Genomic DNA, 23,127 nt, shown 5'->3' with positions numbered 1-23,127 from the left:
TTCGCAAAACATAAAAAAACCTCTTCCGTTTGAGCAGAAAGAGGCTTCGTGTTATGTCCGAATCTTATCTCTCAGCTCCTGCTGCAAGAATTAGCACCGTGCTTTATCAGTCGGTTGCCGGGCTTCATCGGGCTCGTCCCTCTGCCTGCTCTTGATAAGAATAATGATTTTATAAAGTATTTTGAATTATCGCATTGTTATTCTGATATGTCAATGCTTTTTCGGGTGAAAAGATTCAGTTTCCCGATCCGTTCCGCAGCTTCTTTAAGTCTTTCTTCACTTGTCAGAAGACCGACTCTTATATAGCCTTCCCCCCATTTTCCGAACCCGTTTCCGGCAGCGACCGCGACATCCGCTTTCTCGAGCAGCAGATCTGAAAACGACTGTGACGTATAACCGTCAGGCACAGGGAGCCATGCAAAAAAGGAGCCCGCCGGAGCCGTCACATCCCAGCCGATATTGCGGCAGGCTTTAATCCATGCATTGCGTCTTGATTCATATCTGTCATTTTGCGCCGCGACGCATGCCTGATCCGCTAAAAGTGCGGCTGCCGCCGCCTGCTGCGCCGCGGGAAACAGGCTGACAAACATATGATCCTGATAAAGGTTGATCGCTTCGATGACAGAAGCGTTTCCGACGGCAAATCCGACCCGCCAGCCCGCCATATTATACGTTTTGGACAAGGTATAGATTTCGATTCCCGTCTCTTTTGCGCCTTCGGTCTGCAAAAAGCTCAGCGGTTTATGCCCGTCAAAGCCGACGGCTCCGTACGCGAAATCATGAACGACACAAATGCCGTTTTGCTCCGCAAAACCGACCGTCTCCTCGAAAAACGCCTCTGTCGCCACAGCGCCGGTCGGATTATTCGGATAATTGAGATACAGCAGCTTCGCCTCGCTCCGCACCTTTTCAGGAATTACGCTGTAATCAGGGAGAAACCCTCTTTCTTCCGTCAGCGGCATCATTTCCATTCTCGCTTTTGCAAGGGCGACGCCTGACCAGTAATCAGGATATCCGGGATCAGGCACCAGAATGGTATCTCCCGGGTTTAAAAGACATTGCGGAAGCTCAACAAGTCCCGCCTTGCCTCCGAACAGCACGGCGACTTCCGTTTCCGGATCAAGCGTGACCCCGTACTCCCTTTCATAAAATGCAGCGGCTGCTTCTTTGAAGCTGTAAGCGCCCCGGAATGATGAGTATTTATGATTTTCCGGCCTTTCGACGGCGCGCTTCATTTCTTCAACGATATGCTGAGGCGTCGGCTGATCAGGGTTTCCCTGCCCTAAATTGATGACGTCTCTGCCTTCTTTCAGCTTTTGATTCACTTTTTGCACCAATGATGCGAAAAATTGTTCCGGCAGCTGTTTGAGTACATCTGAGATTTCAAAGTTCATATTTTCACCTTCTAAAAATGTCTTGAAATGATAGTCCATCATCATATATGGTTAAATAAAAAAAGTAAAGAGAAACTTGAGGTGTTAAAAAATGAAATGGACCGTTTCCTGTTTGCAATTTGATATTTCATACGGAAATCCTTCAGAAAACTTTAAAAAAGCAGAATCTTTGATTGAGCAAGAAAGCCGCCATGCGGATGTAATCGTGCTTCCTGAGTTGTGGACGACCGGCTATGATCTCACACGGCTAGACCAGCTGGCGGATGAAAACGGCAAAGTTTCGGAACAATGGCTTAAAGAAACGGCAAAAACATACAACGTACACCTCGTTGCCGGATCTTTTGCGGTCAAAGAAGGCGAAAATGTCTATAACACCATGTACATCGCCGATAACAGCGGACAGATCGTGAAGCGGTATCAGAAAGCCCATCTGTTTCAGCTGATGGATGAACACCTTTACTTGTCAGCAGGAAACAGCGACGGTTCCTTTGAGCTTGACGGTGTCAAGTGCGCCGGACTGATCTGCTATGATATCCGTTTCCCCGAATGGATCAGAAAGCATACGTCCCGGGGCGCGAATGTCCTGTTTATCTCTGCGGAATGGCCTCTGCCCCGCCTTGATCATTGGCGAAGCCTGCTTATCGCCAGAGCAATTGAAAACCAATGTTTTGTCGCAGCCTCTAACTGCACGGGGTCCAATCCCGATAATGAATTTGCCGGCCACAGCCTGATTATTGACCCGTGGGGCCGGATTTTAGCCGAAGGAGACCGGACGGAAGGCGCAGTCCGGGCGGAAATCGATGTGTCAGAAAGCGCGGCCGTGCGGGGAACCATTCCGGTTTTTCAAGACTTGCGGCGTGAACTATATTAATTTTCAAAAAAACGTTGACAAGAATATCCGGCACCTGCTAATATTTTCATCAACTGATTAATCCGAATTGTGATACAAATCAATATATTTTTCTCTTATCGAGAGTTGGGCGAGGGATTGGCCTTTTGACCCCAACAGCAACCGACCGTAATTCCATTGTGAAATGGGGCGCGTACATTTTGCGCCGAGACGATTGTCTCATAAGGCACGGTGCTAATTCCATCAGATGTTATCTGAGAGATAAGAGGCGGACTGCACTGTTTCAGCCTCCTTCTCTTTCAGAGAAGGAGGCTTTTTTTTCGGGCGTATTCTCCGTCACGATCTCTTACTGCCACTACATAATTGGAGGGTAAATCCATGTCAGCAACTAAAACAAGTCTTTATGAACAATTAACAGAAAGCTCCGCCGCCGCGTTAGCCGTCAAGCTCGGCTTATTCCAAAACAAAAGCACTCTGACATGCCGTGAAATCGGCGACGGCAATTTAAATTACGTCTTTCATGTTTACGATAAAGAAAACAAAAAAGGACTGATTATCAAACAGGCGATTCCTTACGCGAAAGTCGTCGGTGAAAGCTGGCCGCTTACAATTGACAGGGCGAGAATCGAAAGCAGCGCCCTCATCCGCCAGGGCGAACACGTGCCGCACCTCGTTCCGGCCGTTTACTATTCCGATACTGAAATGGCCGTCACGGTAATGGAAGACCTCTCGCATTTGCGGATTTCAAGAAAAGGGCTGCTGGAAGGGAAGCATTATCCGAACTTATCCGCCCATATCGGTGAATTTTTAGGGAAAACGCTTTTTTACTCATCCGATTATGCGCTTGATGCGAAAGTAAAGCAGCAGCTCGCAAAGCAGTTTACAAATCCTGAGCTTTGCAATATTACGGAAAGGCTTGTGTTTACAGAACCGTTTCTCGACCATGAGACAAACGATTTTGAAGAGGAGCTGCGCCCATACGCAGAAAAAGTTTGGAACAATTCCCGGCTGAAAGAAGGTGCTGACGAATTGAAAGCCATCTTTCTGAATTCCGCGGAAACATTGGTTCACGGCGATCTGCACACGGGAAGCATTTTCGCCGATGAACATGAAACAAAGGTGATTGATCCCGAGTTTGCTTTCTTCGGACCGATCGGGTTTGACATCGGCCAATTTATCGCCAATCTGCTGTTAAACGCCCTCAGCCGCGACGGTGACGACAGACAGCCGTTATATGATCATACTGCCGCCGTATGGGATACATTTGTGAAAACATTCAGTGAAGCATGGGAGAAAGACTGCTTGCCTTCCCGCAGACACCTGCTGGAAGACACACTGAAAAACGCGTTTGAGGAAGCGGTCGGTTTTGCGGGATGCGAACTGATCCGGCGCACGATCGGACTCGCCCATGTGGCTGACTTAGATGAAATCACTCCGTTTGACAAACGAATCGAACGGAAGAAGCTCGCGCTTGACATCGGCGCCTATTATATCGAAAACAGAAAAAAACTGAAGCATATCACCGAGGTTCTGGACCAATTTAAGCTCCGTGTAAAGGAATGATGCAGCATGACCAATGAATTTGCCATCCCCCGTTCTGTAGAATGGAAAGAAACCTACATCCGCATTTTAAATCAGCAAAAGCTTCCCGACGTCACTGAATATGTGGAACTTGAAACAAAGGAAGATGTATTCGACGCGATTGTCACGCTGAAAGTAAGGGGCGCCCCGGCCATCGGTATAACCGCGGCGTTCGGACTCGCGCTCTCCGCCAAGTCGTTTGAAGCCCGCGACCTTTCGGATTTCCGACGTCAGTTCGCGGATGTCAAAGCGTATTTAAACAGTTCGAGGCCCACTGCCGTCAACCTCGCGTGGGCGCTTGACAGACTGACGGATTCCATCAGGGATGCGATCTCAATCAATGAAGCGAAGACAACGCTCGTTCATGAAGCCATTCAAATTCAGATTGAGGATGAAGAAACATGCCGAATGATCGGCCAGAATGCGCTGCACCTTTTTAAAAAAGGCGACCAGATCATGACCATCTGCAATGCGGGCTCGATTGCCACAAGCCGATACGGTACGGCGCTTGCTCCCTTTTACTTAGCGAAACAAAAAGATCTCGGCCTTCATATCTACGCATGTGAAACAAGACCCGTTCTCCAAGGATCACGGCTGACGGCGTGGGAGCTGATGCAGGGCGGAATTGATGTCACGCTCATTACCGACAGCATGGCCGCCCATACAATGAAGGAAAAACATATTTCTGCAGTCATTGTCGGCGCTGACAGAATTGCAAAAAACGGTGATACGGCCAACAAAATCGGAACGTACGGCCTCGCTATTTTGGCAAACGCCTTTCAAATTCCGTTTTTTGTGGCCGCACCGCTTTCGACATTTGACTTGCAGATTGAAAACGGCTATCAGATTCCGATTGAAGAGAGAGATCCGGATGAAGTCAGACAGATCTCCGGCATACGCACCGCTCCCGAAGATGTGCCGGTCTTCAATCCGGCCTTTGACATCACACCGGGCAGCCTGATTTCCGGCATTATAACCGAGAAAGGAATTGTGACCGGCTCTTACACGGAAGAAATTGAACAATTATTCACTGACTGCCAGCTGAGCTGAAAAACCGCTGATGATATTGCCTCAGGCAATGTCAGCGGTTTTTTTGTCTGCACAATGTAATCACTTCATCTTTTTGGACGGCTGTAATGAGATGCATTTTAAAAAACAGCTCTGCATAACCGGCTATCTTTTGCGGACGGCTCATTTTCATCAGGCTTCGTCCTCCTTTTTCATCAGACCAACTTTTTTCACTTAATAAAATGATATGTCGGACGTGAAAAAACGGAACGTGCCATACGCTTTATTTTTCTTTATAGGATATTTGTTCGATGTTCAGCAGCACCGCTTTTACATCCGTCTTCGTGCCCGCGTATCCCGTTAAGGCGCTGTTTTTGCCGATTACCCGATGGCAAGGGATCAAAATCGGCAGCCGGTTTCGTTTATTGGCTTGTCCGATGGCGCGCACCGCTTTCGGTTTTCCGATCGCTTCAGCCATATCGCCGTAGCTTCGGGATTCCCCGTAAGGAATCATCGTCAGCGCGTTCCATACCCTTTCCTGAAAGGGTGTGCCTTTTTGTCTCAGAGGCAGAGAGAATTGCTTTCTTTCTCCTGAAAAATATGATGCCAGCTGCTGTTTCGCCTCCGACAGCAAAGCGGTTTCGCACGGCTTTACGCCGGGCGCGTCTTTCCGCCATTCCTCAAAATCTTCCCCGGTGAGAAACAGGCCGGTAATAAAGCTCTCTTCCTCTGTTATGATGACGGTTCCAAACGGCGCTCTCACACTTGTAAAACAGATCATTCCCCGCTCCTTCTTTCTTCGGTATTCTGCCGGATCGGAAGCGTCAAATGAAAAACGGTGCCCTTCCCTTCTTCACTTTCCACATGAATGCGTCCCTGATGTTCTTCGATGATTTTATAGCTGACCATGAGACCGAGGCCCGTTCCCCTGTCTTTTGTCGTGTAAAATGGTTCACCCAGACGTTTTAATTTGTCTTCGGAAATGCCTGTTCCTTCATCTTGAATAGAAATCAAAATGTGGTCTTGATCAGAAGACTGAATGGTCACGTAGATATTGCCGCCGCCCGGCATGACTTCAATGGCGTTTTTTAAAATATTGATAAACACCTGTTTTAATTGATTCGGTTCACAGTAAATCGGCGGGATGTTTCCGGTCAGGTTCAGATGGATCTGCACATTGACAAGATTGGCCTGGGCATTCAAAAGATCAGCCGTGTCTTTCATAATCTGCGTCACGTCTTTTTCTTCATATAATATCGCCTGGGGTTTCGCTAAAATTAAAAATTCAGTGATGATAGACTCGATGCGTTTTAATTCTGAGGTAATGACGTTAAAGTACAGAGAATATTCGCCTTCAATGCTTCCTTGAAGAAGCTGAATGAACCCTTTCAGCGCCGTCATCGGGTTTCTGATTTCGTGGGCGATGCCCGCCGCCAGCTCCCCTACAACATGAAGAGTGTCGGATTTCCGCAGCCTCTCTTCAAGCTCTTTGGCCTCTGTGACATCTTTAAAGATGGCCAGATTCATATTTTGAATGATATTTCTTTTGAAGGAGAATTCCAGTTTGCGGCTGTCGCTGCTGCTTAACAGGAAGGGGATTTCATTATCCATTCCTTCTAAATCAATCTTTCTGGCGGGAACACCCGCGTTTTCAATATCAAATAAAGAAAGAATATCCGGAACGGTGTACGCTCTCAGCTCCTCATCCGGCATACCGAGTATACGGCTTGCGAGAGGATTCGCGTCAATAATGCGGAATTGGTTGTCAAATAAGACCTTGCCGTCCATTGAGCCGTTGAATACTTTTCTGAATTTCAGCTCGCTTTCCCGCAATTCCTTTTCCATCCGCTTACGATCGCTGACATTTCTTAAAATGGTTAAATGCTGACCTTCAAGTATGGTTCGTTTTGATGTGAATTCCAGCTCTTTAAATTGGCCGTTTGCCATCTGAAACAGCATTTCTTCACGGATTTCCCCGTATTTTTCATATTTTTTCTTAATCTGTTTGTATTTTTTCTGCGGATCAACGATAAACGTACATAAATTCGTCTCCACCAGTTTATCCATCGGCAGTTCGAAAATGCGGCACGCCGATTCGTTTGCTTTGGCAATCTTTCCGTCATCAGACCAAATGACAATCGCGTCCATGGCGTTTTCAAAAATTTCGCGGAATCGCTCTTCGCTTTTGAAAAGTTTCAATTCCATCAACCGTTTCTCTGTTATGTCCCTCATAATGGACATGTAGAACCCGCTGATTAAGTTGGACGTAATCGTAAATTCAAACAGCTTCTCTTCGCCCGACCGAAGCTTGACGGGCAGTTCTCCTTTGGCGTTTCCTTTTCTGCGGAGGGTTTCCCAGATTTCTTTCAGATGCTTTTTGTTTTCTCCGTCGGTAAAATGGCGGAGCGACAGATGGGACAATTCATTCTGGCCGATCTCAAAGCTTTTGCAAAAAGAGAGGTTCGCATCAATAAACCCGCCGTCCTTATCAAACAGCACGATGCCGTCGACAGCCCTGTCAAACAAATCTTTAAACAGCTGCTCGTTCATGGAGAATTCGCGCTCTAATATTTTTTTAGAGGAGATGTCCCTCATCACCACAAAAAAATAATCCTCCCCAATTCCGTCTCTGGCGAGGAATTCAATGTATTTCGTCGCGCCGCTGTCAAGCTTAATCGGCACCTCTTTCCACAGATGGCCTTTTTTTAAAAACTTTTTCACGGCCTTATTCAGTTCTTCCTGAGGCACGGAATATAAAAAATCCAGGACGGAGCGGTTAATGAGGTTCTCTGCCTCAATCTGCATCATCCGGGCCGCAGCCTCGTTCGCCTGGACGATTTTCATTTCCTTACGGCATATAAAAATGGCATCAAGCGTGTTATTCATAATCACGTGATACCGGTTCAAATCACTCTTCAGGCGGTCATTTTCCTCTTTCATCCGCTTCAGCTGCTCTTTCAGCGACTCGTTTGTTTGCAAATCCAGAGTTTCAGCCATTCAGTACACTCCTTCTTCAAAAACCTATCCTTCAATATTTCTACAAAATACCTCATCTTCCTTCATTCGCCCTATACATTTCAGAAAATTTCAATGATATGACAAGTTAAAGTCTTTTTCTACGATCCTTACCTCCCCATTACATCATCCTAACAATCCCTTTTGTCCTCCTTCAATTTTTTGTTTTTTATTTTAAAATGAACACCAACAGGAAATAATCATGCAGTGGATGATTTTTGAAGAGAAGGTGATGCTATGACAAAATCGCGAGACAGTTACTTTGACAACGCCAAGTTTATCTTGATTTTTCTGGTGGTGTTCGGCCATATCCTCCGGTCATTTATTAACGGAAATGAGTTTATGCTCCACCTCTACAAATTCATTTATACTTTTCATATGCCGGCCTTTATCCTGGTTTCCGGCTATTTCGCAAAAAACTTTAAGCGGAAAGGTTATGTGAAGAAGCTGGCTGTGAAGCTGATTATTCCGTACCTGATTTTTCAGGGCATTTACTCAGTTTTTTACTATTTGATTCAGGATGAAAGCATGGCAAGCGTCAATCCGATTGATCCGCAGTGGTCTCTCTGGTTTTTAGTCAGCTTATTCTTTTGGAATCTGCTGCTTTACCCCTTTACGAAGCTGCCGAAAATGTGGGCGCTTGGGGCGAGCTGCTGGCTTGCCGTCATGATCGGGTATCTTGATTTTATCAGCAGCACGCTGAGTCTTTCACGGACGTTTGTTTTTCTACCGATGTTTCTCGTCGGGTTTTATTTAAAGAAACGGCACTTTGATTTGCTTCGGGCTAAAAGAGGCAGGCAGATTGCCGCGGGCGTACTGGGGATTGTTTTCCTCTTATGCTGGTGTATTGATTTTGATTACTCGTGGCTGTTCGGATCGGAGCCTTATTCTACATTCGGCACAGTGTCGCTGTTGAGCGGTCTGTCGCGCATCGGCTGGTATGTTTTGGCCTTTGCCGCCACTTTCAGCTTTTTGGCGCTCGTTCCGCAAAAGCGTTATTTCTTTACGAAATGGGGTACGAGAACGTTTTACGTGTATCTGCTGCATGGATTCATTATAAAAACGCTGCGGCAGATCGGGCTTGAAGATCACTTATCTGATTATCAGAATTTAGTCATGCTCTTAATTTTAACGGCCGCTCTTACGTCCATTCTCTCCAGCAATGCGGTGAAAACGGCCGCACAGCCGTTTATTGAGCTGCGGATCACCGGCTGGCTTGAAGCGGTGAAAGGAACAAGAAACAGTGCTTATTCGAAATAATGCAAAATACCTCTTAAGCGTTATCGCCTAAGAGGTATTTTTTATTGTTTGCCGTCTTCTTTTTTCTTTGGCTTCGTCTGTTCAAGCGTTTCAATCCATTTTCCGGCGTTATAATCACCGAGCTCGCTTGCAAACTCTTCTTCAAGCAATTTAGGGTCCATCGGCTTTTTATGGTTTTGCATGTCTTTGCTGTGGCGGTTTTTTTTCGTCATGTTACTCGCCTCCTTGTTTGCCGTGTTTTGATTTGCGGTTTGCGCCTCTCAGTCCGGGATCACCGTCATATTGTGTTTTGTATGCATCTTTGTCCATGCTCTCAGTCGGTGTGTTGTTGTTGGTCAAAGCTTCATTCTTTGCTGCTTTGCGTTTCATTTGATTTCCTCCTTCTGTCAGCAAATCTGTTTTGAATTCATCAAGCATTTTTTTCAAGTCGCGCACTGTCACGTTTTTGGCCTCATCAATGAGTTCATAGCCGATCTGTCCGTTCGGCTCAAGCAGCACATATTTAAAATCTTGAATGTCTCCGAGGCCTTCCTGCCTGATCCTCATTGACAGCTGAGCTTCGGTAAAACGCATTTTTTTTAGGTTTTCCGGGATGATTTTTCCGTTTCTGACAACGGCGACGGTTTTTCCTGAAAATAAAAACTCAAAAAAGCTTGATTTGATTTCTAAATATTCCATCAGGATTAATACCGCAATAAAAATCGCCGCCGCGAAAATAGTTTCCCATAAATTATGTTCAATAAACGGCTGAATAATAATCGAGCCGATCGAAATCATGATGACTGTCTGGGTCACCGACAGCTGGCTGATTGATTTCCGTCCGGCAATCCGCAATAAAAAGGTACCGACCGCTATCATAACTACCGACTTCCAAAATACGGTAAACAATGACGTCACCTCTTTACAAGTAGAATCTCCAAAGAAACTGTTTCCACTCATCCATTTTACGGCAATAAAAAACACCGCTTTCTGAAAAGCGGTGTCAGCCGATAATCATTCTTTCCTTCGGATAGTGATAATTTGCTTCGATTTCTTTTCGGCCGATCAGATAAAGGAACGTCAAAATGCCGATCCGGCCGATAAACATGACAATCATGATGACGCATTTTCCGATGTCGCTTAAATGCGGAGTAATCCCAAGCGACAGGCCGGTCGTTCCGAATGCGGAACACACTTCAAAAAGCAGTCCGAGGAGCGTCTGATTTTTCTCGGTCACGGCCAGAATCAGCGTCGATCCGAACACGAGCAGAATCGCCATCATCGTAACGACCAGCGACTTCATGACATCAGCCTGGTGAAGCTCGCGTTTAAAGACCTTGACCGCTTTATTTCCCCGGGCAAAATGAAACAGGGCAAGAAGGTTAAGCGCAAACGTCGTCGTACGGATTCCGCCGCCGACCGAGCTCGGTGATGCGCCGATGAACATGAGGGCGCAGATGAAAAATAATGTCGGCGCCGACAGCTGGCTGATATCAATTGTCGCAAGCCCGCCGCTTCGCGTAGCGGTTGATTGAAAGAGACATAAAAATAAAACATCATGCCAGCTTTTCCCCTTCATGACATGGCTTGCTTCAAGCGCGTAAATGCCCACGGCTCCGAACAAAACGAGCATTCCGAACGTAACGGTCGTAATTTTCGTAAACAGCGTGAATGAGTATCTGCGCTGTTTTGAAAACAAAAAGTCCTTTACTTCTACGAGCACCGGAAAACCGATCGCACCGAAAATAATCAGAAGCATCGTAATAAACTGCACGAAATAGTCATGTCTGAACGGGACGAGTGAATTTCCCGTAATATCAAAACCGCCGTTTGTCGTGGCGCTGACGCTCGCAAAGAATCCGTGCAAGTACGCCTGTTCAAACGAATCATAATACGTTAAAAAATATGTTCCTAGGATGATGCCGCCTAAAAACTCGATTAATAAAATCAAAAACAGCACTTGCTTCATCAGGTTGACGATACCGGAAAACTGCGATTGATTCTGATCCACCATGATGAGCTTCCGTTCCCGCAGACCGATCCGTTTGCCCATAATGAGCCAGACGAATGTTCCGAGCGTCATGATGCCGATTCCGCCGAATTGAAGCACGAAAGCCAAAATGACAATCCCGGCCGTGCTGAATGTATCAGCCGTGTTGACGACCGTTAAACCGGTGACACTGACTGAGCTGACAGCCGTAAACAGCGCGTCTATAAACGACCAGCTGGCCCCTTGTTTGTGGGCGGCCGGCAGACTTAGCAAAATAAATGCCACCGTCACAGCAAGAAAATAATATAATGCAATCAGCTGTGCAGGCGACAAGATCTGTATGAATTTCTTCAGTTTTAATTTCATAAGATAGTTCCTTCTGCCTCTCAAATGTAGTACGTAATTATTCTAATGATATTGGGAGAATTTTTAAAGGTCTTTTTAGAAAGATTTTTCATTACCTTATGTAATTTGCCGATCTTTAAACAAAAAACCTCTGAAACGATTGTCAGAGGTTTTGTTGATTATTTTGCTTCCAGCCTGCGGATGCGCTCATCGAGATCAGGGTGTGTGGAGAACAGTGACGAATGCTTTTTACCGTTAATTTTTAACGTCTGCACCGCCGTCTGGTCCTCTTCATTCACATGTCCTGTATAAGACTTCAGCGTACGCAGGGCGTGAATCATTTTATCCTTGCCGGCAAGGTCTGCACCGCCGCGGTCAGCGTGAAACTCTCTATGGCGCGAGTAAGCGAAGACGACAAGACTGCCGAGAATGGAAAAGATAATCTGAAACACGATCATCGCGATAAAATGAACGACCGGCGCGAGGTCTTCTTTGACAAAGCGGCTTGCAACCCATGCCGCGATTCGGGAAAGGAATACAACGAACGTATTGACGATTCCCTGCAGCAGCGTCATCGTGACCATATCACCGTTTGTGATGTGTGCGACTTCATGGGCAAGAACCCCTTCCACCGCAGCATCATCCATCTGCTGCAATAAACCTGAAGAAACCGCGACAAGCGAACGGCGCTTAGAAGGTCCGGTCGCAAAAGCATTGACCTCCGGGGAATGATAAATGCCGACTTCAGGCATTTTCGTCATCCCTGCGGCACGGGACAATCTGTGCACACGGTCAACCAATTGTTGTTCTTCATAGCTGAGCGACTGTTTCTTCGGATTTAACACCTGGACGCCCATCATCGTTTTGGCCATCCATCTGGACATTCCGAGAGAAATAAAAGAACCGACAAAACCGACGACAAGACTGAACACGAGCAATGCCATCAGATCAATGCGGCCATTTTGTATATACGAGCCGACACCGGTAACGCTTGTAATAATCGTAAGCACAATTCCGATTGTCGTAATGACCAAAAGGTTCGTTAAAATAAACAGAAATATTCTTTTCGCCATAATTACCTCCGTCTTTTTTAAGATCAAAAGAACTTATTTACTTAAATTATAAATGATCTGTTTGAAAATGCAACAATTTCGACGTATGATGTTAATGTAATTCTCAGTGATATTAAAAAGTGAACACGTAATCAATCAGAGGTGAACCATGAACACGTTTAAACTGACCCGAACTGATATGGTCCGGCTTCTTTACGCGCTAAAAGGCCAAGGAGACGCAACCCCTCTCCAAATCTTATTGCAATCAGCGGATATGACCTTGGATGAAGCGGAAAGCCGTCTGCATATCCCTGAATTTCTGACGAGATTCGAACGAAAAAAAGAGAAAAAGGAATACGGGCTTTCAACTAACGAGATTGTCGAGCTGGGAAATCTGTGCGAGCTGACGTCTTTAAAATCAACCGCCGTCCAAAACTGGGTGAAGCGCGATATTAAAGATTTAATCGGCCACCCCTTACTCGGCAAAAAATATACAATTGAACAAGCTGTCATCCTTCTCATTGTACGTGATTTAAAATCAATTTATGACTTCGAACATATACGCGGCATATTAAAAATCGCTTTTAACACGATCACAGACAGATCAGACGACGTCATCAGCCCGATCAGCTACTATGAAAGCTGCGCCCAAGTGATTGATTATCTTCATCATAAGGCAAACCCGCCGATGAAGGAAACGAGCCTGCAGGAGCTCGTCGAAGAGCAGACGGACAAGCTCAAAGGCTGCTTTAAAGAACTCGGAAGCGGACAATGGAACAATATCAGATCCATAATCGCCGTCACGGTGCTCTCCGTTTTGACTTTCCATATTCAAGCCTCAGCCTACAAAATGACCAGCCATTTATTATAATTCATAACGCTTCTTCGCCCCGGTGTCTGCGCCGGGGTTTTTTTGCTGTACAACAATTGCCAGCATAATCAATACCGTTCCGTTTGAAACTAAAATGCGAAAACACATCTTGCCAGAGAAAAGGAGATGAAAAAGATGGCGAGCAGAAATAAACTCTTAGTTCCAGGGGCTGAGCAGGCACTTGACCAATTTAAATACGAAGTGGCTCAAGAATTCGGCGTGAACCTTAGCTCTGATACAGCAGCACGCGCAAACGGCTCTGTAGGCGGGGAAATGACAAAACGTCTTGTACAGCAGGCTCAATCACAATTAAACGGGAAAAATCAATAATGCAGCTTATTCGCCGGGACTTCTCGGCGAATTTTGATATTTATCGGCATTCTCCTTTCCGTGCCGGTAGCCGTTCGGATTCCTTCGGTCTGACGAATCTTCATGATGCCGATAGGATTCCCAATGTTCATTGCGATCATGATTCCAGTAATGATTGTAATACTTTTGCTTAGGCTCTTTGTCATTTCCGTTTTCCTGAGGATTTTGTGTTGGGGGCTGCTCTGTTTCCCCATCTTGTTCCTTCTGTGTGTTTTCCTCTGATCCGGAAGCTGCATTTTTTTCGGTTTGCTGATTGCCGTCCTGACTGTCCGGCTTCGCTTCTTCCGTACCGGGCGTTGTTTCATTGTTTCCCGGCTTCTCTGCTGCCTTTTCTTCATCAGGAGCTGTCTTTTCATCAGCCGCCGGCTTTTCTGTGTCCGGCTGCTCGCTTTGATCAGCGTCTGTTTCGGTATCTTTTTGATCTGTTTCATTGCCGTCGGTTTGCTTTTCAGGCTGTTTTTCTTCTGTTTTCTTTTCGTTTCTTCTTATGTAGCTGCCTGTTGACATCCCTTCCTGTTTTGCTTTTTCTCTTGTTTCCATATCAGATTCAAGCGATTGGACCTGATAGGTGCCCTTATATTTTTCAGTCATGTCAGCCAACTGTTTTTTAACGCCTTTTTTATATGTATTGTCATCTGTATTTTCATAAACCGTGGAAATTAAAATCTCTTTTGATTCCTTTACATATCCATGCTTGCTGCAATCGGTAATAATATTACTGATGACTTCCTTAAAATCGCTGCTTTTCCAATCTCCGATGTCACTGATGACCTGTTTGGCGTCATGGTTCAGCGGTGTCAGTTCAATGACTTCATATTTGCTGTTTAAAGCCATTTCAATGCTGGGATTAATGTCAAGCGTCATATACGCGTAAGCTTTGTTATCAGAAAAAACCGGGAGCAAAATTAAAATAAACAAAATAATAGCAGTCATCGTAAACACTCCCAATTTAAAAGGGCGCAGTTTCAGAAAATCAAAAAAGCTGGCCCTTCTTCCCATACGCGTTTCGCCTTCGAACGTAATTTCCTCTCCGATTTCACAAGTGCGGTGATCATTTTTTGTTTTTAAAAATTGTCCGTCAGGGGTTAGCAACGTGACGAATTTTTTATTTTTCTCTACTATGATCCCTCTTCTCATGAGTGCAACACCCCTTTAAGATAATCTTTTAAATAAATATAATCACCGGTAATAATAATACTCATGGCGATGATATATTTTCGGTTCCGTTCGATCGTTTTTCTGCTGACCGACACGAGCTGCTCCAGCTGCTTGACAGGAAGCTGTTTTTTCTGGTGCAAAATGGACGCCAGCTCTTCATTTTCAACAAGCGTGTAGGCTACCTTAATCGCATTCTGCCTCGCATCTGTATGCTTCGGCGATTGTTCCAGCAGCTCTTTAAAAGACAGGCCGTATTCTTTCAGCTGCTTCTGAAAAAAAAGAATTTCTTCCCGGCGCTGTTCCTGTTCTATCTGTTTGCGGTATTCATCAATGGAAAGCTCCGCTTCGATAAGGCTCTGCGAAGATTCCTGGTCGTCGCCTTCCTGCACATCCATATTGATATGCTGAGCGGTTCTTGCTTCTTTTCTGATATAGTCTATCACTTTTCTTTTTATAATCAGCTCTGCAAATGCAAGCAGCGAATTACCTTTTTCAGCCGAATATTTTTCAATGGCTTCGTTAAACGCGATCAGCCCGATGCTGAATTCGTCGTCTTTTTCATCTATATATCGTTTACAAACGGATGAAACCGTCTTCGCGATAAAAGGCTTATATTGCTGTATTAAATCGTTCTGCAGATCTTTGTCGCCTTTTTGTATTTTTTCAACAGATGTTTCAAGCGTTTGCTTCTTTTTTCCCAATTTAAACAAAAGGCTAAGCACTGGTTTCACCTCAGTTCCTCCCTATAACTACTCATAATCATAGCTAATTTAGTAGGGATTCGCAAAGGAAGAAAAAGAGAAATCGATTTCATTTGTCTCAATTATGACAAGCCAATAAGACGTACTATACATGATTTCGTGCCCCCATGCAGAATTAAGGGGGTTTTCTCTGTGTTTTTTGTAACAATGCTGTTATAAAATTGTTATCATATGTCTTAAATGTAAGCGTTTCAAACAAAAAAGGGAACCTGCTTTTTAAAAAGCCAGACTCCCTTTTTGATCATTTTACGCGTGTTCTCTTTTTTCCGATTCCGCGCCAGACTCTATTTGTTTTGCTCCTGACATAAACCATCCGCAAACCGCAATGGCAGCCAGAACCGCCCAGAAAATGATTTTCCAGGCCGCCGAATGGATGATATCTGCCGGAATTATACCGAGTTCCTCATGGGCCAATGTATAAAGAGCGAGCTTCACGCCTACCCATCCGACAATCACAAATGCCGCCGTTTCAAGGCCCGGCCTGGTTTTCAGTAAGGATACGAACATTGATGCCGCAAAACGCATAATGATTAAACCGATTACGCCGCCGGCTAAAATAACGAGAAACTGACCGCCGTCCAAGCCGCCGATGGCAGGAAGCTGAGTTCCCGGGAGCGTTACGGCAAGCGCGACCGCCGCTAAAATGGAATCAACGGCAAAAGCGATGTCCGCGAGCTCCACTTTCAAGACAGTCTGCCAAAACCCGCTTTCTTTCTGCGTTTTCTGACCGGCGTTATCTTTAAATACATACCGCTTCAGCAAATGGCTGACCGCAATGTAAAACAGATATAAAGCGCCGACGGCCTGGACCTGCCAAACATTCACCAGAAAAGAAATGGCGAACAGCGACCCGAAACGCAAAATAAATGCGCCCGCCAATCCGTAAAATAAAGCCTTCTTCCTTTGTTTTTCAGGAAGATGCTTCACCATCACAGCCATCACCAGCGCGTTATCCGCCGCCAAAATCCCTTCCAGCCCGATTAAAACGAGAAGAACCCATCCATACTCCAATAATAATGCAAAGTCCAATCCATTCCCTCCGTTTCTTTTTTCTATCATCCGAGCTTATACCGGCGGTTTTTTACGCAAAAAAGACCTTTGCCGATATAAGGCAAAGGTCTTGCTAGACATGAATGATTGGCATGCCAACAAAGCCGATGGATATGATCCATGAATTGACGACTTTGTTTCCGGAATATCCGGACGCTACTCCCCTTTGGGATTTCAAGAAATATTTGTTTATACGCTCATGATAAAGCCTGTTTCATCATTTGTCAACGCTTAACTTTTTTAACAAATTGAGAAATTTTTTCTGTTTTGGCCCGCTGTTTTCTTCTCTTTAAAAACATCCAAAGAATGAGAAGCAACACAATGAATATACCGAGCGGCAGCATATATTGATCGAGAATGGAACCGACGCTTTTCCAATTTTCCCCGAGTTTCATTCCGAGGTATACGTAAGCAAATGTAATCGGCAGCATCGCTGCATATGTATATAGAGAGAAGACCCAGACATTCATCTTCGCAATGCCGCACGGCAAAGAAATCAGCGTCCTGACCCCCGGTATAAAACGGCCGCTGAACGCGACCAAACCTCCGTGCTTCTGAAAGAAATCATCTGATTTCTGCAGGGATTCGGGTTTTATCCATATATACTTTCCATATTTCAGCAAAAACGGCCGACCGCCCAGCCTGCCGATTCCATATAAGACAAGCGGACCTGAAACACCGCCGAGCGAACCGGCAAACACGGTCCCGGCAAGCGTCATATCCCCTTTTGAGACCCAATAGCCCGCAAGCGGAAGAACAATTTCCGCCGGGATGAATTCTATACTGAGCGCCAAAAAAATTCCGGCATAAGATAAGCTTTTAAACGCCTCTATTATTGATATGATGAAATCTTCGATGATCTATCACCCCCGGCTTACGTCTATATTCCGAAACTTAAGAATGATTTTAACACAAAACCTTGAGGCTGAAATATCTTTTAGACATGCCCTTTATAAATGTGAGTCGTTTCAGATCAGTATAGCGGGAGGGAATGACATGCGCAATACACCGTCCCGCCTGTCTCCTGATTGCTTGTCTGGCGGCGTTTACATCACTTAAGATCTCCGGAAAAGGAAGCGGCGGCTGACCGCGAATTCAGTTCATATGGGAGCGGGAAATTTTCTCAGTCACTTCATGGGAATGCGTAGGCATTTCCCGGGGAATGATTTTGTATAATCTTTTTGATTACCACTGATGATTTTCAGGGACTTCAGCGCTTTAAAGAACTTATCGATTCACTGATTGTAAATAAAGAATTCATTTCCTTTTCAGCCGACCATTTCCGCCTGAGGAAATGGAACAGCCGCTCAATGAAGCGCCGCAACACCCATAAGTTGCTACACATGGAACGGACCCGTTTATCCACAATAAAGACAAAAAGGAGTTTTTATTCATGCACACGATGTGGAAGGGTTCGATCAGTTTCGGCCTCGTCAATATCCCGGTCAAGCTCTTTGCGGCCACTGAAGATAAAGATATAAAATTCCGCAGTCTTCATAAAGAAGACCATGCGCCGATTAAATACGAGAAAATCTGCACCGGATGTGAAAAAAGTCTGGAACCTGATGAAATCGTGAAAGGCTATGAGTATGTAAAAGGGAAATACGTCATTATGACAGACGAAGACTTGAAAGACGTAAAACAGGAACATGAAGAAAAAGCGGTTGAGATTGTTGACTTTGTCCAGCTGCAGGAAATTGATCCGATTTATTTTAACCGGTCATATTATGTCGGGCCGGGAGATAACGGCACAAAAGCCTATACACTTCTGCGGGAAGCGCTGAGGACGACGGGTAAAATCGGGATTGCCTCCATTACGATCCGCTCTAAACAGCAGCTTGCGATTCTTCGCGTGTATGACAACTGCATCGTGATGGAATCCATTCATTATCCGGATGAAGTCAGAAATGCCGGACATGTGCCGGGCGTTCCCGAGCAGACAGCCGTTAATGAAAAAGAGCTGCAGACGGCGATTACGTTAATTAATGAGCTGACAACCGAGTTTGACCCGGAACAATACGAAGACACATACCGGAAAGCCCTTCTCGCTAAAATTAACGATAAGCTCGAACATGAAGAAGCGGGCGTGACACCGGCTGCTGCCGGCCCGCGCGAAGATGTCATCGATCTTGTCAGCGCGCTTCAGGCAAGCATTGACCGGACGAAGCGGCCGGATCGCGAACAGGCTGCACCGGCGCGGCCAAAAGACGCCGCGTCAGCAGGCGGCGGAGGCAAAAAGCAGAAGACGACCAGACAAAAAGCCGGAACGTCTTAATCATGGTGCTGACGATGCAGCCGATTTTGACCTCTGTACCGCCTGAAGGCAGTGAGTGGCGCTATGAGGTAAAGTATGACGGGTTCCGCTGTCTTCTCCGCATAGACGAAACCGGCGTTACATTAACCAGCAGAAACGGACAGACGCTGACGAATCAATTTCCGGAAATCACGGCTTTTGCGGCTCGGTGTTTTCAGCACATGAAAGACAGGTTCCCCATTACGCTTGACGGAGAGCTTGTCTATTTAATCAATCCGTACAGAGCGGACTTTGAGCATCTTCAAATCCGCGGACGTTTAAAACGGACGGAAGCAATTGAAAGCACCGCTGATAGACGGCCGTGCCGCTTTCTGGCATTTGATCTCCTCGTTCTGGAAGGCGCGGGCACCGTTTCATTACCGTATGTGAAACGGAAACGCGCCCTTTCCAAACTGCTTAAAGAAGCAAATCTTCCAGCCTGCCCTCATCACTTAGCGGAAGAAGCGATTCAATACATTCCGGAACACACTGACTTTGATGCGCTTTGGGACAAGGTCGTCCGCCATGACGGAGAAGGTATCGTAGCAAAAAGGGCTTCCAGCGGCTGGGCGGAAAATAAACGCTCCCCCGACTGGCAAAAGTATAAACATATGAAAACGGCACATGTGCTATTAACCGGGTTTAATCCGAAGAACGGGTATGTAACGGCCTCTGTTTTAAAAGACGGCACCGCCGTCCCGATCGCTTCCGTTTCCCACGGCATGCAGGCGGAAGAAAAAAACGCCGTCAGAACCATTATGGAGACCCACGGAAAAAAACAAAAAAGCGGCGAGTATACACTTGAGCCTTCTATCTGCATGACCGTGCAGTATTTAACCATATTGCAGGACACGCTGCGTGAAGTATCTTTTGTGTCTTTTCAGTTTGAAATGGATTGGACGGAATGCACGTATCAGCAGCTTATCCTTCACTCTAAAACGCTGCCGCCGAAGCTGCAGTTCACAAGCCTGGATAAGATTGTTTTTAAAAAACGTGAAAAAACGAAAGCAGATTTCCTTAGTTATATGGTGAAAATGAGCGATTTTCTTATGCCCTTTCTTAAAGATCGGGCCGTCACGGTGATCCGTTATCCGCACGGCGCGCCTGGCGAATCTTTTTTTCAAAAAAACAAACCGGACTACACGCCGGACTTTGTCTCAAGCGTGTTTGACGGGAGCCACGAGCACATCGTATGCAGCAGCATACCGTCACTTCTATGGCTGGCCAATCAGCTGGCGCTTGAATTTCACGTTCCGTTTCAGACAGTGCATTCTGAAAGGCCCGCAGAGATTGTCATTGATCTTGATCCTCCGTCAAGGAATGATTTTCCTATGGCAGTGGAGGCTGCGCATGTGCTGAAACAGCTGTTTGACTCATTCAGCATTACGTCATTCCCGAAGCTCTCCGGAAATAAAGGCATTCAGCTCTACATCCCGCTTTCACCGGAAGCATTCACCTATGAAGAAACCCGTGCGTTCACAATGCTCATCGCCGATTATTGCGTCAGGACGCGGCCGGATCTTTTTACGACAGAGCGGTTTATCAAAAACCGAAACGGCAGGCTCTACCTAGATTACTTGCAGCATGCCGAAGGGAAAACCATTATCGCCCCCTATTCGACCCGGGGCAACGAATTGGGAACGGTTGCGGCTCCCCTTTATTGGAGCGAAGTCAACTCCTCTTTAACACCTGATGATTATACGATCGATACAGTAGTGAACCGCGTCAGGACAGAGGGAGATCCGTTTTATGATTTTTACCGGAATCCGCAGGACGGCCCGCTTTCAATCGTGCTTGAGCAAATCAAGAGAAAGAGCTGACGCTTTTTGTCAGCTCTTTTCAGTCTGATACGTGCACATCAATTTTTCTTTGGAAATAAATAAATAGCAGGAGTAAGGAATGTTTTTGAAGGTGAGCTGTTTTGCAGTAAAGTATAAAATCGGAATATGGGCCGCTTTCTTAAACAGCCTGTAGCAGCCGCTGGACGGTTTTATCACATCAAAACCGAGTCTCGCCGCTCCTTTATGAAGCATTGTAATGCCGACGACTCCCTTAATCTCGTCTTTCCGTTTATGCTGGTTAATATAATCCGCTAAATGAGGCATGGATTGATATACCTTCTGATATAGCATAATCCCCCTTCTGACCGCGCTTTCAATAGGCTGCAGCTCTTTCAGGAGTTTGACATTATGAAGATGAATCTTAACTAACACGTCGTTTTTTTTAATTCTGGTTCCGTCGCTCAGGATGACTTCTTTTCCTTTATATCTAGTCAAACGGACGCGGAATACATTCGATTGCCGTTTATCAATCAGCGTCAGCCGGGTAAAGAAGAAATAAAGCGGATCAAGTAAGTACCATATAGACAGCAGACAGCTTCTCACATGTTCACCTTCTTTATAATCAAAGCACCCTCATATTTTGGCATGGGGCATGTCACATTATGATTGGTAAATAATGATGCCGACCTGTATCAGCTTATGCAAAAACCGCTTCAGGCTCTACTGTCCGGAACAGAAAAAAAACACTCTTCGTGAAGAAGAGTGTCTGTATCCGCTTTCTTTTAACGGAAAAGCAAATGCTGGCTGTGAATTCCCGCTTTTTTCAGTAAGGCTATCAGCTGTTCCTGTTCTTCAGGCATAAGTCCTGAAAACGCTCTCGCAATTCTCAATGAATGAATCGGATAAATTTTATCCAAATACTCGTTTCCTTTATCAGTTAAATGGGCGTAAACAGACCGTTTGTCCTTAGGGTCTTGTTCTCTGACCAAAAACCCGTTTCTTTCAAGCTTGTCGATGACATAGGTGACATTCCCGCTGACAAGCAAAAGACGCGACCCGATTTGCTGAAGCTTTTGCGGCCCTCTCGTATAGAGCAGCTCCAAAACGGCAAATTCAGTCGGATTAAAACCGTGTTCTTTACTGTCTCGGATGCTGTGTTCAGACACACTCTTGAAAGCCCTTGCAAAAACTTTGTACAAATTCATCGAACGCATCACTTCTTCTTCGTTAAATGATAATCTCATCATATCTACCCCGTATTTAAGATTTTTATAAAAAAATAATGTAAACCCTTACAATTCATAAGAGTCGTTCTTTGTTTTATATTCTATTCGTGCCGTTTTTCAGAATTCCTTCTTTTTTATATAAAAAAATACCCTTATACATCATTTAATTTGTATAAGGGTTCCGTTCTTTATAGGGAATGTTCCGAAAAAAATACGCGTATTCCTTTCTCAGCTCCGTAATTGTCATGGAATTGAGTATTTCTTTCGTATAGACTCCGATCTGCAGAAGCTTTTTGGAATAATGGTTTCTCTCTTTGTCCAATGCATTTTGAAGCAAACGACTCATGGCAGCCTCCTTTGTTTTTCCGTTATTCTATGATCAGAATAACGCTTTTATATCAAAGACGTATAAAGCCATTGTAAAACTTCTGTAGATTATGATGTTTTTCGGTAAAGTCCGTTCTGAACGGCTCTGAGCAGCGGAAAAGCGTGTTCCCCGGCAATCTGCATGAACGCCTCCAGCATTTCATCACGTTTCATATCTAATTCAATGATTTCTTTTGCCAGCGAAACCGCTTTTTCTTTCTCCATTCCTATCCTTCCTCCTCATTGTGTCTGTACAGTAAGCATAAAACGGGGCACAGGACCATGCATTAACCTTGTCAATTTTTCTGCCGCTTTTTTTCTAAAATTTTCTATTCCGCGTCAGAAAACCTGACAAGCGTCAGGTTTTTTCTCTTTTTTTCTTATATAATATGAGTAAAAGACATCCAGGGGTGGAAAAATGACGACAGACGAACAATCTTACAAAGATAAAAAAGTAATCTCGATCGGCATTGTAAGCGAATTAACCGGATTGTCAGTCAGACAGATCAGATACTATGAAGAACGGAAATTAATCTACCCGCAGCGTTCATCACGGGGAACGAGAAAGTATTCCTTTGCGGACGTTGAGCGGCTGATGGATATTGCCAACAAGCGGGAAGACGGCGTGCAGACGGCTGAGATTTTAAAAGACATGCGAAAAAAAGAACAGGCTCTCAAAAACGACCCGCAGCTCCGCAAAAAAATGCTGGAAGGACAGCTTAATGCTCATTTTAAGTATAAAAACCGCTGATCAAAAAAGTCCGCCTCCTGTGAGACG

General features: G+C 45.3%; 24 protein-coding genes and 2 riboswitches. Of the genes, 9 read left to right on the top strand and 15 right to left on the bottom strand.

The window, feature by feature from the left end; all coding sequences use genetic code 11:
* Positions 1-61 precede the first annotated feature (61 nt).
* Positions 62-161, bottom strand: a riboswitch (SAM riboswitch).
* 36 nt (positions 162-197) lie between these two features.
* Positions 198-1,394 (bottom strand): pyridoxal phosphate-dependent aminotransferase, encoded by a 1,197-nt coding sequence (locus NSQ37_RS12655; RefSeq protein WP_032871316.1) that lies wholly within the window; start codon positions 1,392-1,394, stop codon positions 198-200.
* 91 nt (positions 1,395-1,485) lie between these two features.
* Between NSQ37_RS12655 and NSQ37_RS12650 the strand changes: the two genes are divergently transcribed.
* The 3 genes from NSQ37_RS12650 (at position 1,486) to mtnA (ending at position 4,875) form a co-directional block, all read left to right on the top strand.
* A complete protein-coding gene (locus NSQ37_RS12650) occupies positions 1,486-2,265 on the top strand; it encodes a carbon-nitrogen family hydrolase (RefSeq protein WP_144463986.1) in 780 nt (259 codons plus the stop codon).
* A 92-nt stretch (positions 2,266-2,357) separates the two neighbouring features.
* Positions 2,358-2,512, top strand: a riboswitch (SAM riboswitch).
* Positions 2,513-2,622: 110 nt separating this feature from the next.
* Complete coding sequence (gene mtnK / locus NSQ37_RS12645; protein ID WP_253613031.1) at positions 2,623-3,807, top strand: S-methyl-5-thioribose kinase; 1,185 nt, start codon at positions 2,623-2,625, stop codon at positions 3,805-3,807.
* A 6-nt stretch (positions 3,808-3,813) separates the two neighbouring features.
* On the top strand, positions 3,814-4,875 hold the full coding sequence (gene mtnA / locus NSQ37_RS12640; RefSeq protein ID WP_015239731.1) for an S-methyl-5-thioribose-1-phosphate isomerase: 1,062 nt from the start codon (positions 3,814-3,816) through the stop codon (positions 4,873-4,875).
* A gap of 241 nt (positions 4,876-5,116) precedes the next feature.
* Here the strand turns inward: mtnA and NSQ37_RS12630 are convergent, their stop codons facing one another.
* Together NSQ37_RS12630 and NSQ37_RS12625 are read right to left on the bottom strand one after the other, a co-directional pair.
* The gene (locus tag NSQ37_RS12630) at positions 5,117-5,614 is read right to left on the bottom strand and encodes a methylated-DNA--[protein]-cysteine S-methyltransferase (RefSeq protein WP_007408473.1); all 498 of its coding nucleotides are present in this window, start codon (positions 5,612-5,614) and stop codon (positions 5,117-5,119) included.
* Entirely contained in the window at positions 5,611-7,830 is a 2,220-nt protein-coding gene (locus NSQ37_RS12625) for a PAS domain-containing sensor histidine kinase (protein WP_014417571.1), read from the bottom strand. The genes NSQ37_RS12630 and NSQ37_RS12625 overlap by 4 nt, the downstream gene beginning before the upstream one ends.
* Positions 7,831-8,085: 255 nt before the next feature.
* Here NSQ37_RS12625 and NSQ37_RS12620 point away from each other — a divergent pair, with 255 nt between their 5' ends.
* Positions 8,086-9,108, top strand: a complete 1,023-nt coding sequence (locus NSQ37_RS12620) for an acyltransferase family protein (protein WP_144463988.1) — start codon at positions 8,086-8,088, stop codon at positions 9,106-9,108.
* A 41-nt stretch (positions 9,109-9,149) separates the two neighbouring features.
* Here NSQ37_RS12620 and NSQ37_RS12615 read toward each other — a convergent pair whose 3' ends face one another.
* From NSQ37_RS12615 to htpX, 4 genes are all read right to left on the bottom strand, one after another.
* Positions 9,150-9,320, bottom strand: a complete 171-nt coding sequence (locus NSQ37_RS12615) for a hypothetical protein (protein WP_007610936.1) — start codon at positions 9,318-9,320, stop codon at positions 9,150-9,152.
* Position 9,321: 1 nt separating this feature from the next.
* Positions 9,322-9,996, bottom strand: coding sequence for a DUF421 domain-containing protein (locus NSQ37_RS12610; protein WP_042635144.1), 675 nt, complete (start codon positions 9,994-9,996; stop codon positions 9,322-9,324).
* Between the two features lie 94 nt (positions 9,997-10,090).
* A complete protein-coding gene (locus NSQ37_RS12605) occupies positions 10,091-11,443 on the bottom strand; it encodes a TrkH family potassium uptake protein (protein WP_007408478.1) in 1,353 nt (450 codons plus the stop codon).
* 158 nt (positions 11,444-11,601) lie between these two features.
* Complete coding sequence (gene htpX / locus NSQ37_RS12600) at positions 11,602-12,495, bottom strand: protease HtpX (protein ID WP_085341932.1); 894 nt, start codon at positions 12,493-12,495, stop codon at positions 11,602-11,604.
* 148 nt (positions 12,496-12,643) lie between these two features.
* Between htpX and NSQ37_RS12595 the strand changes: the two genes are divergently transcribed.
* Positions 12,644-13,345, top strand: coding sequence for a DUF1836 domain-containing protein (locus NSQ37_RS12595; protein ID WP_007407208.1), 702 nt, complete (start codon positions 12,644-12,646; stop codon positions 13,343-13,345).
* 135 nt (positions 13,346-13,480) lie between these two features.
* The gene (locus NSQ37_RS12590) at positions 13,481-13,675 is read left to right on the top strand and encodes an alpha/beta-type small acid-soluble spore protein (RefSeq protein ID WP_003154717.1); all 195 of its coding nucleotides are present in this window, start codon (positions 13,481-13,483) and stop codon (positions 13,673-13,675) included.
* Between the two features lie 6 nt (positions 13,676-13,681).
* Here the strand turns inward: NSQ37_RS12590 and NSQ37_RS12585 are convergent, their stop codons facing one another.
* The 4 genes from NSQ37_RS12585 to NSQ37_RS12570 all read right to left on the bottom strand — a co-directional run bounded on the left by NSQ37_RS12585 (position 13,682) and on the right by NSQ37_RS12570 (position 17,543).
* Positions 13,682-14,851: an anti-sigma factor domain-containing protein gene (locus tag NSQ37_RS12585; RefSeq protein WP_007407209.1), complete on the bottom strand. Its 1,170-nt coding sequence runs from the start codon at positions 14,849-14,851 to the stop codon at positions 13,682-13,684.
* Entirely contained in the window at positions 14,848-15,603 is a 756-nt protein-coding gene (gene sigI / locus NSQ37_RS12580; protein WP_003154719.1) for an RNA polymerase sigma factor SigI, read from the bottom strand. Before sigI ends, NSQ37_RS12585 begins: the two co-directional genes overlap by 4 nt.
* Positions 15,604-15,879: 276 nt before the next feature.
* Positions 15,880-16,662, bottom strand: coding sequence for a TerC family protein (locus NSQ37_RS12575; protein WP_020955719.1), 783 nt, complete (start codon positions 16,660-16,662; stop codon positions 15,880-15,882).
* 245 nt (positions 16,663-16,907) lie between these two features.
* Positions 16,908-17,543, bottom strand: a complete 636-nt coding sequence (locus tag NSQ37_RS12570) for a DedA family protein (RefSeq protein WP_369878818.1) — start codon at positions 17,541-17,543, stop codon at positions 16,908-16,910.
* Between the two features lie 533 nt (positions 17,544-18,076).
* Between NSQ37_RS12570 and ku the strand changes: the two genes are divergently transcribed.
* The gene (ku, locus tag NSQ37_RS12565; protein WP_015239724.1) at positions 18,077-18,958 is read left to right on the top strand and encodes a non-homologous end joining protein Ku; all 882 of its coding nucleotides are present in this window, start codon (positions 18,077-18,079) and stop codon (positions 18,956-18,958) included.
* A gap of 2 nt (positions 18,959-18,960) precedes the next feature.
* Positions 18,961-20,796, top strand: a complete 1,836-nt coding sequence (locus NSQ37_RS12560) for a DNA ligase D (RefSeq protein ID WP_253613033.1) — start codon at positions 18,961-18,963, stop codon at positions 20,794-20,796.
* A gap of 9 nt (positions 20,797-20,805) precedes the next feature.
* Here the strand turns inward: NSQ37_RS12560 and NSQ37_RS12555 are convergent, their stop codons facing one another.
* From NSQ37_RS12555 to NSQ37_RS12540, 4 genes are all read right to left on the bottom strand, one after another.
* Positions 20,806-21,360, bottom strand: a complete 555-nt coding sequence (locus NSQ37_RS12555) for a YkoP family protein (protein ID WP_132106164.1) — start codon at positions 21,358-21,360, stop codon at positions 20,806-20,808.
* Positions 21,361-21,539: 179 nt separating this feature from the next.
* Positions 21,540-22,004: a MarR family winged helix-turn-helix transcriptional regulator gene (locus NSQ37_RS12550; protein WP_007610911.1), complete on the bottom strand. Its 465-nt coding sequence runs from the start codon at positions 22,002-22,004 to the stop codon at positions 21,540-21,542.
* 142 nt (positions 22,005-22,146) lie between these two features.
* Positions 22,147-22,329, bottom strand: coding sequence for a Fur-regulated basic protein FbpA (locus NSQ37_RS12545; protein ID WP_003154731.1), 183 nt, complete (start codon positions 22,327-22,329; stop codon positions 22,147-22,149).
* An 89-nt stretch (positions 22,330-22,418) separates the two neighbouring features.
* On the bottom strand, positions 22,419-22,574 hold the full coding sequence (locus NSQ37_RS12540; protein ID WP_099566684.1) for a hypothetical protein: 156 nt from the start codon (positions 22,572-22,574) through the stop codon (positions 22,419-22,421).
* Positions 22,575-22,767: 193 nt separating this feature from the next.
* On the opposite strand from NSQ37_RS12540, the gene tnrA reads away from it, so the two are divergent.
* Positions 22,768-23,100, top strand: a complete 333-nt coding sequence (tnrA, locus tag NSQ37_RS12535) for a MerR family transcriptional regulator TnrA (RefSeq protein WP_003154734.1) — start codon at positions 22,768-22,770, stop codon at positions 23,098-23,100.
* The last annotated feature ends 27 nt before the right edge of the window (positions 23,101-23,127 follow it).

Origin of the sequence: Bacillus sp. FSL P4-0334 (assembly GCF_038004825.1) — a bacterium.
GTDB lineage: Bacteria > Bacillota > Bacilli > Bacillales > Bacillaceae > Bacillus > Bacillus velezensis.
The sequence above is the reverse complement of the archived record's forward strand: the minus strand, read 5'-3'. Positions and strand labels throughout refer to the sequence as shown.

Coding starts and splice junctions, on each gene's coding strand:
- NSQ37_RS12615 (WP_007610936.1), bottom strand. CDS start 9,320: ATGACGAAAAAAAACCGCCACAGCAAAGACATGCAAAACCATAAAAAG.
- ku (WP_015239724.1), top strand. CDS start 18,077: ATGCACACGATGTGGAAGGGTTCGATCAGTTTCGGCCTCGTCAATATC.
- NSQ37_RS12585 (WP_007407209.1), bottom strand. CDS start 14,851: ATGAGAAGAGGGATCATAGTAGAGAAAAATAAAAAATTCGTCACGTTG.
- NSQ37_RS12655 (WP_032871316.1), bottom strand. CDS start 1,394: ATGAACTTTGAAATCTCAGATGTACTCAAACAGCTGCCGGAACAATTT.
- NSQ37_RS12605 (WP_007408478.1), bottom strand. CDS start 11,443: ATGAAATTAAAACTGAAGAAATTCATACAGATCTTGTCGCCTGCACAG.
- NSQ37_RS12550 (WP_007610911.1), bottom strand. CDS start 22,004: ATGATGAGATTATCATTTAACGAAGAAGAAGTGATGCGTTCGATGAAT.
- mtnA (WP_015239731.1), top strand. CDS start 3,814: ATGACCAATGAATTTGCCATCCCCCGTTCTGTAGAATGGAAAGAAACC.
- NSQ37_RS12625 (WP_014417571.1), bottom strand. CDS start 7,830: ATGGCTGAAACTCTGGATTTGCAAACAAACGAGTCGCTGAAAGAGCAG.
- NSQ37_RS12590 (WP_003154717.1), top strand. CDS start 13,481: ATGGCGAGCAGAAATAAACTCTTAGTTCCAGGGGCTGAGCAGGCACTT.
- tnrA (WP_003154734.1), top strand. CDS start 22,768: ATGACGACAGACGAACAATCTTACAAAGATAAAAAAGTAATCTCGATC.
- NSQ37_RS12630 (WP_007408473.1), bottom strand. CDS start 5,614: ATGATCTGTTTTACAAGTGTGAGAGCGCCGTTTGGAACCGTCATCATA.
- NSQ37_RS12595 (WP_007407208.1), top strand. CDS start 12,644: ATGAACACGTTTAAACTGACCCGAACTGATATGGTCCGGCTTCTTTAC.
- htpX (WP_085341932.1), bottom strand. CDS start 12,495: ATGGCGAAAAGAATATTTCTGTTTATTTTAACGAACCTTTTGGTCATT.
- NSQ37_RS12560 (WP_253613033.1), top strand. CDS start 18,961: ATGGTGCTGACGATGCAGCCGATTTTGACCTCTGTACCGCCTGAAGGC.
- mtnK (WP_253613031.1), top strand. CDS start 2,623: ATGTCAGCAACTAAAACAAGTCTTTATGAACAATTAACAGAAAGCTCC.
- NSQ37_RS12545 (WP_003154731.1), bottom strand. CDS start 22,329: ATGAGTCGTTTGCTTCAAAATGCATTGGACAAAGAGAGAAACCATTAT.
- NSQ37_RS12620 (WP_144463988.1), top strand. CDS start 8,086: ATGACAAAATCGCGAGACAGTTACTTTGACAACGCCAAGTTTATCTTG.
- NSQ37_RS12650 (WP_144463986.1), top strand. CDS start 1,486: ATGAAATGGACCGTTTCCTGTTTGCAATTTGATATTTCATACGGAAAT.
- NSQ37_RS12540 (WP_099566684.1), bottom strand. CDS start 22,574: ATGGAGAAAGAAAAAGCGGTTTCGCTGGCAAAAGAAATCATTGAATTA.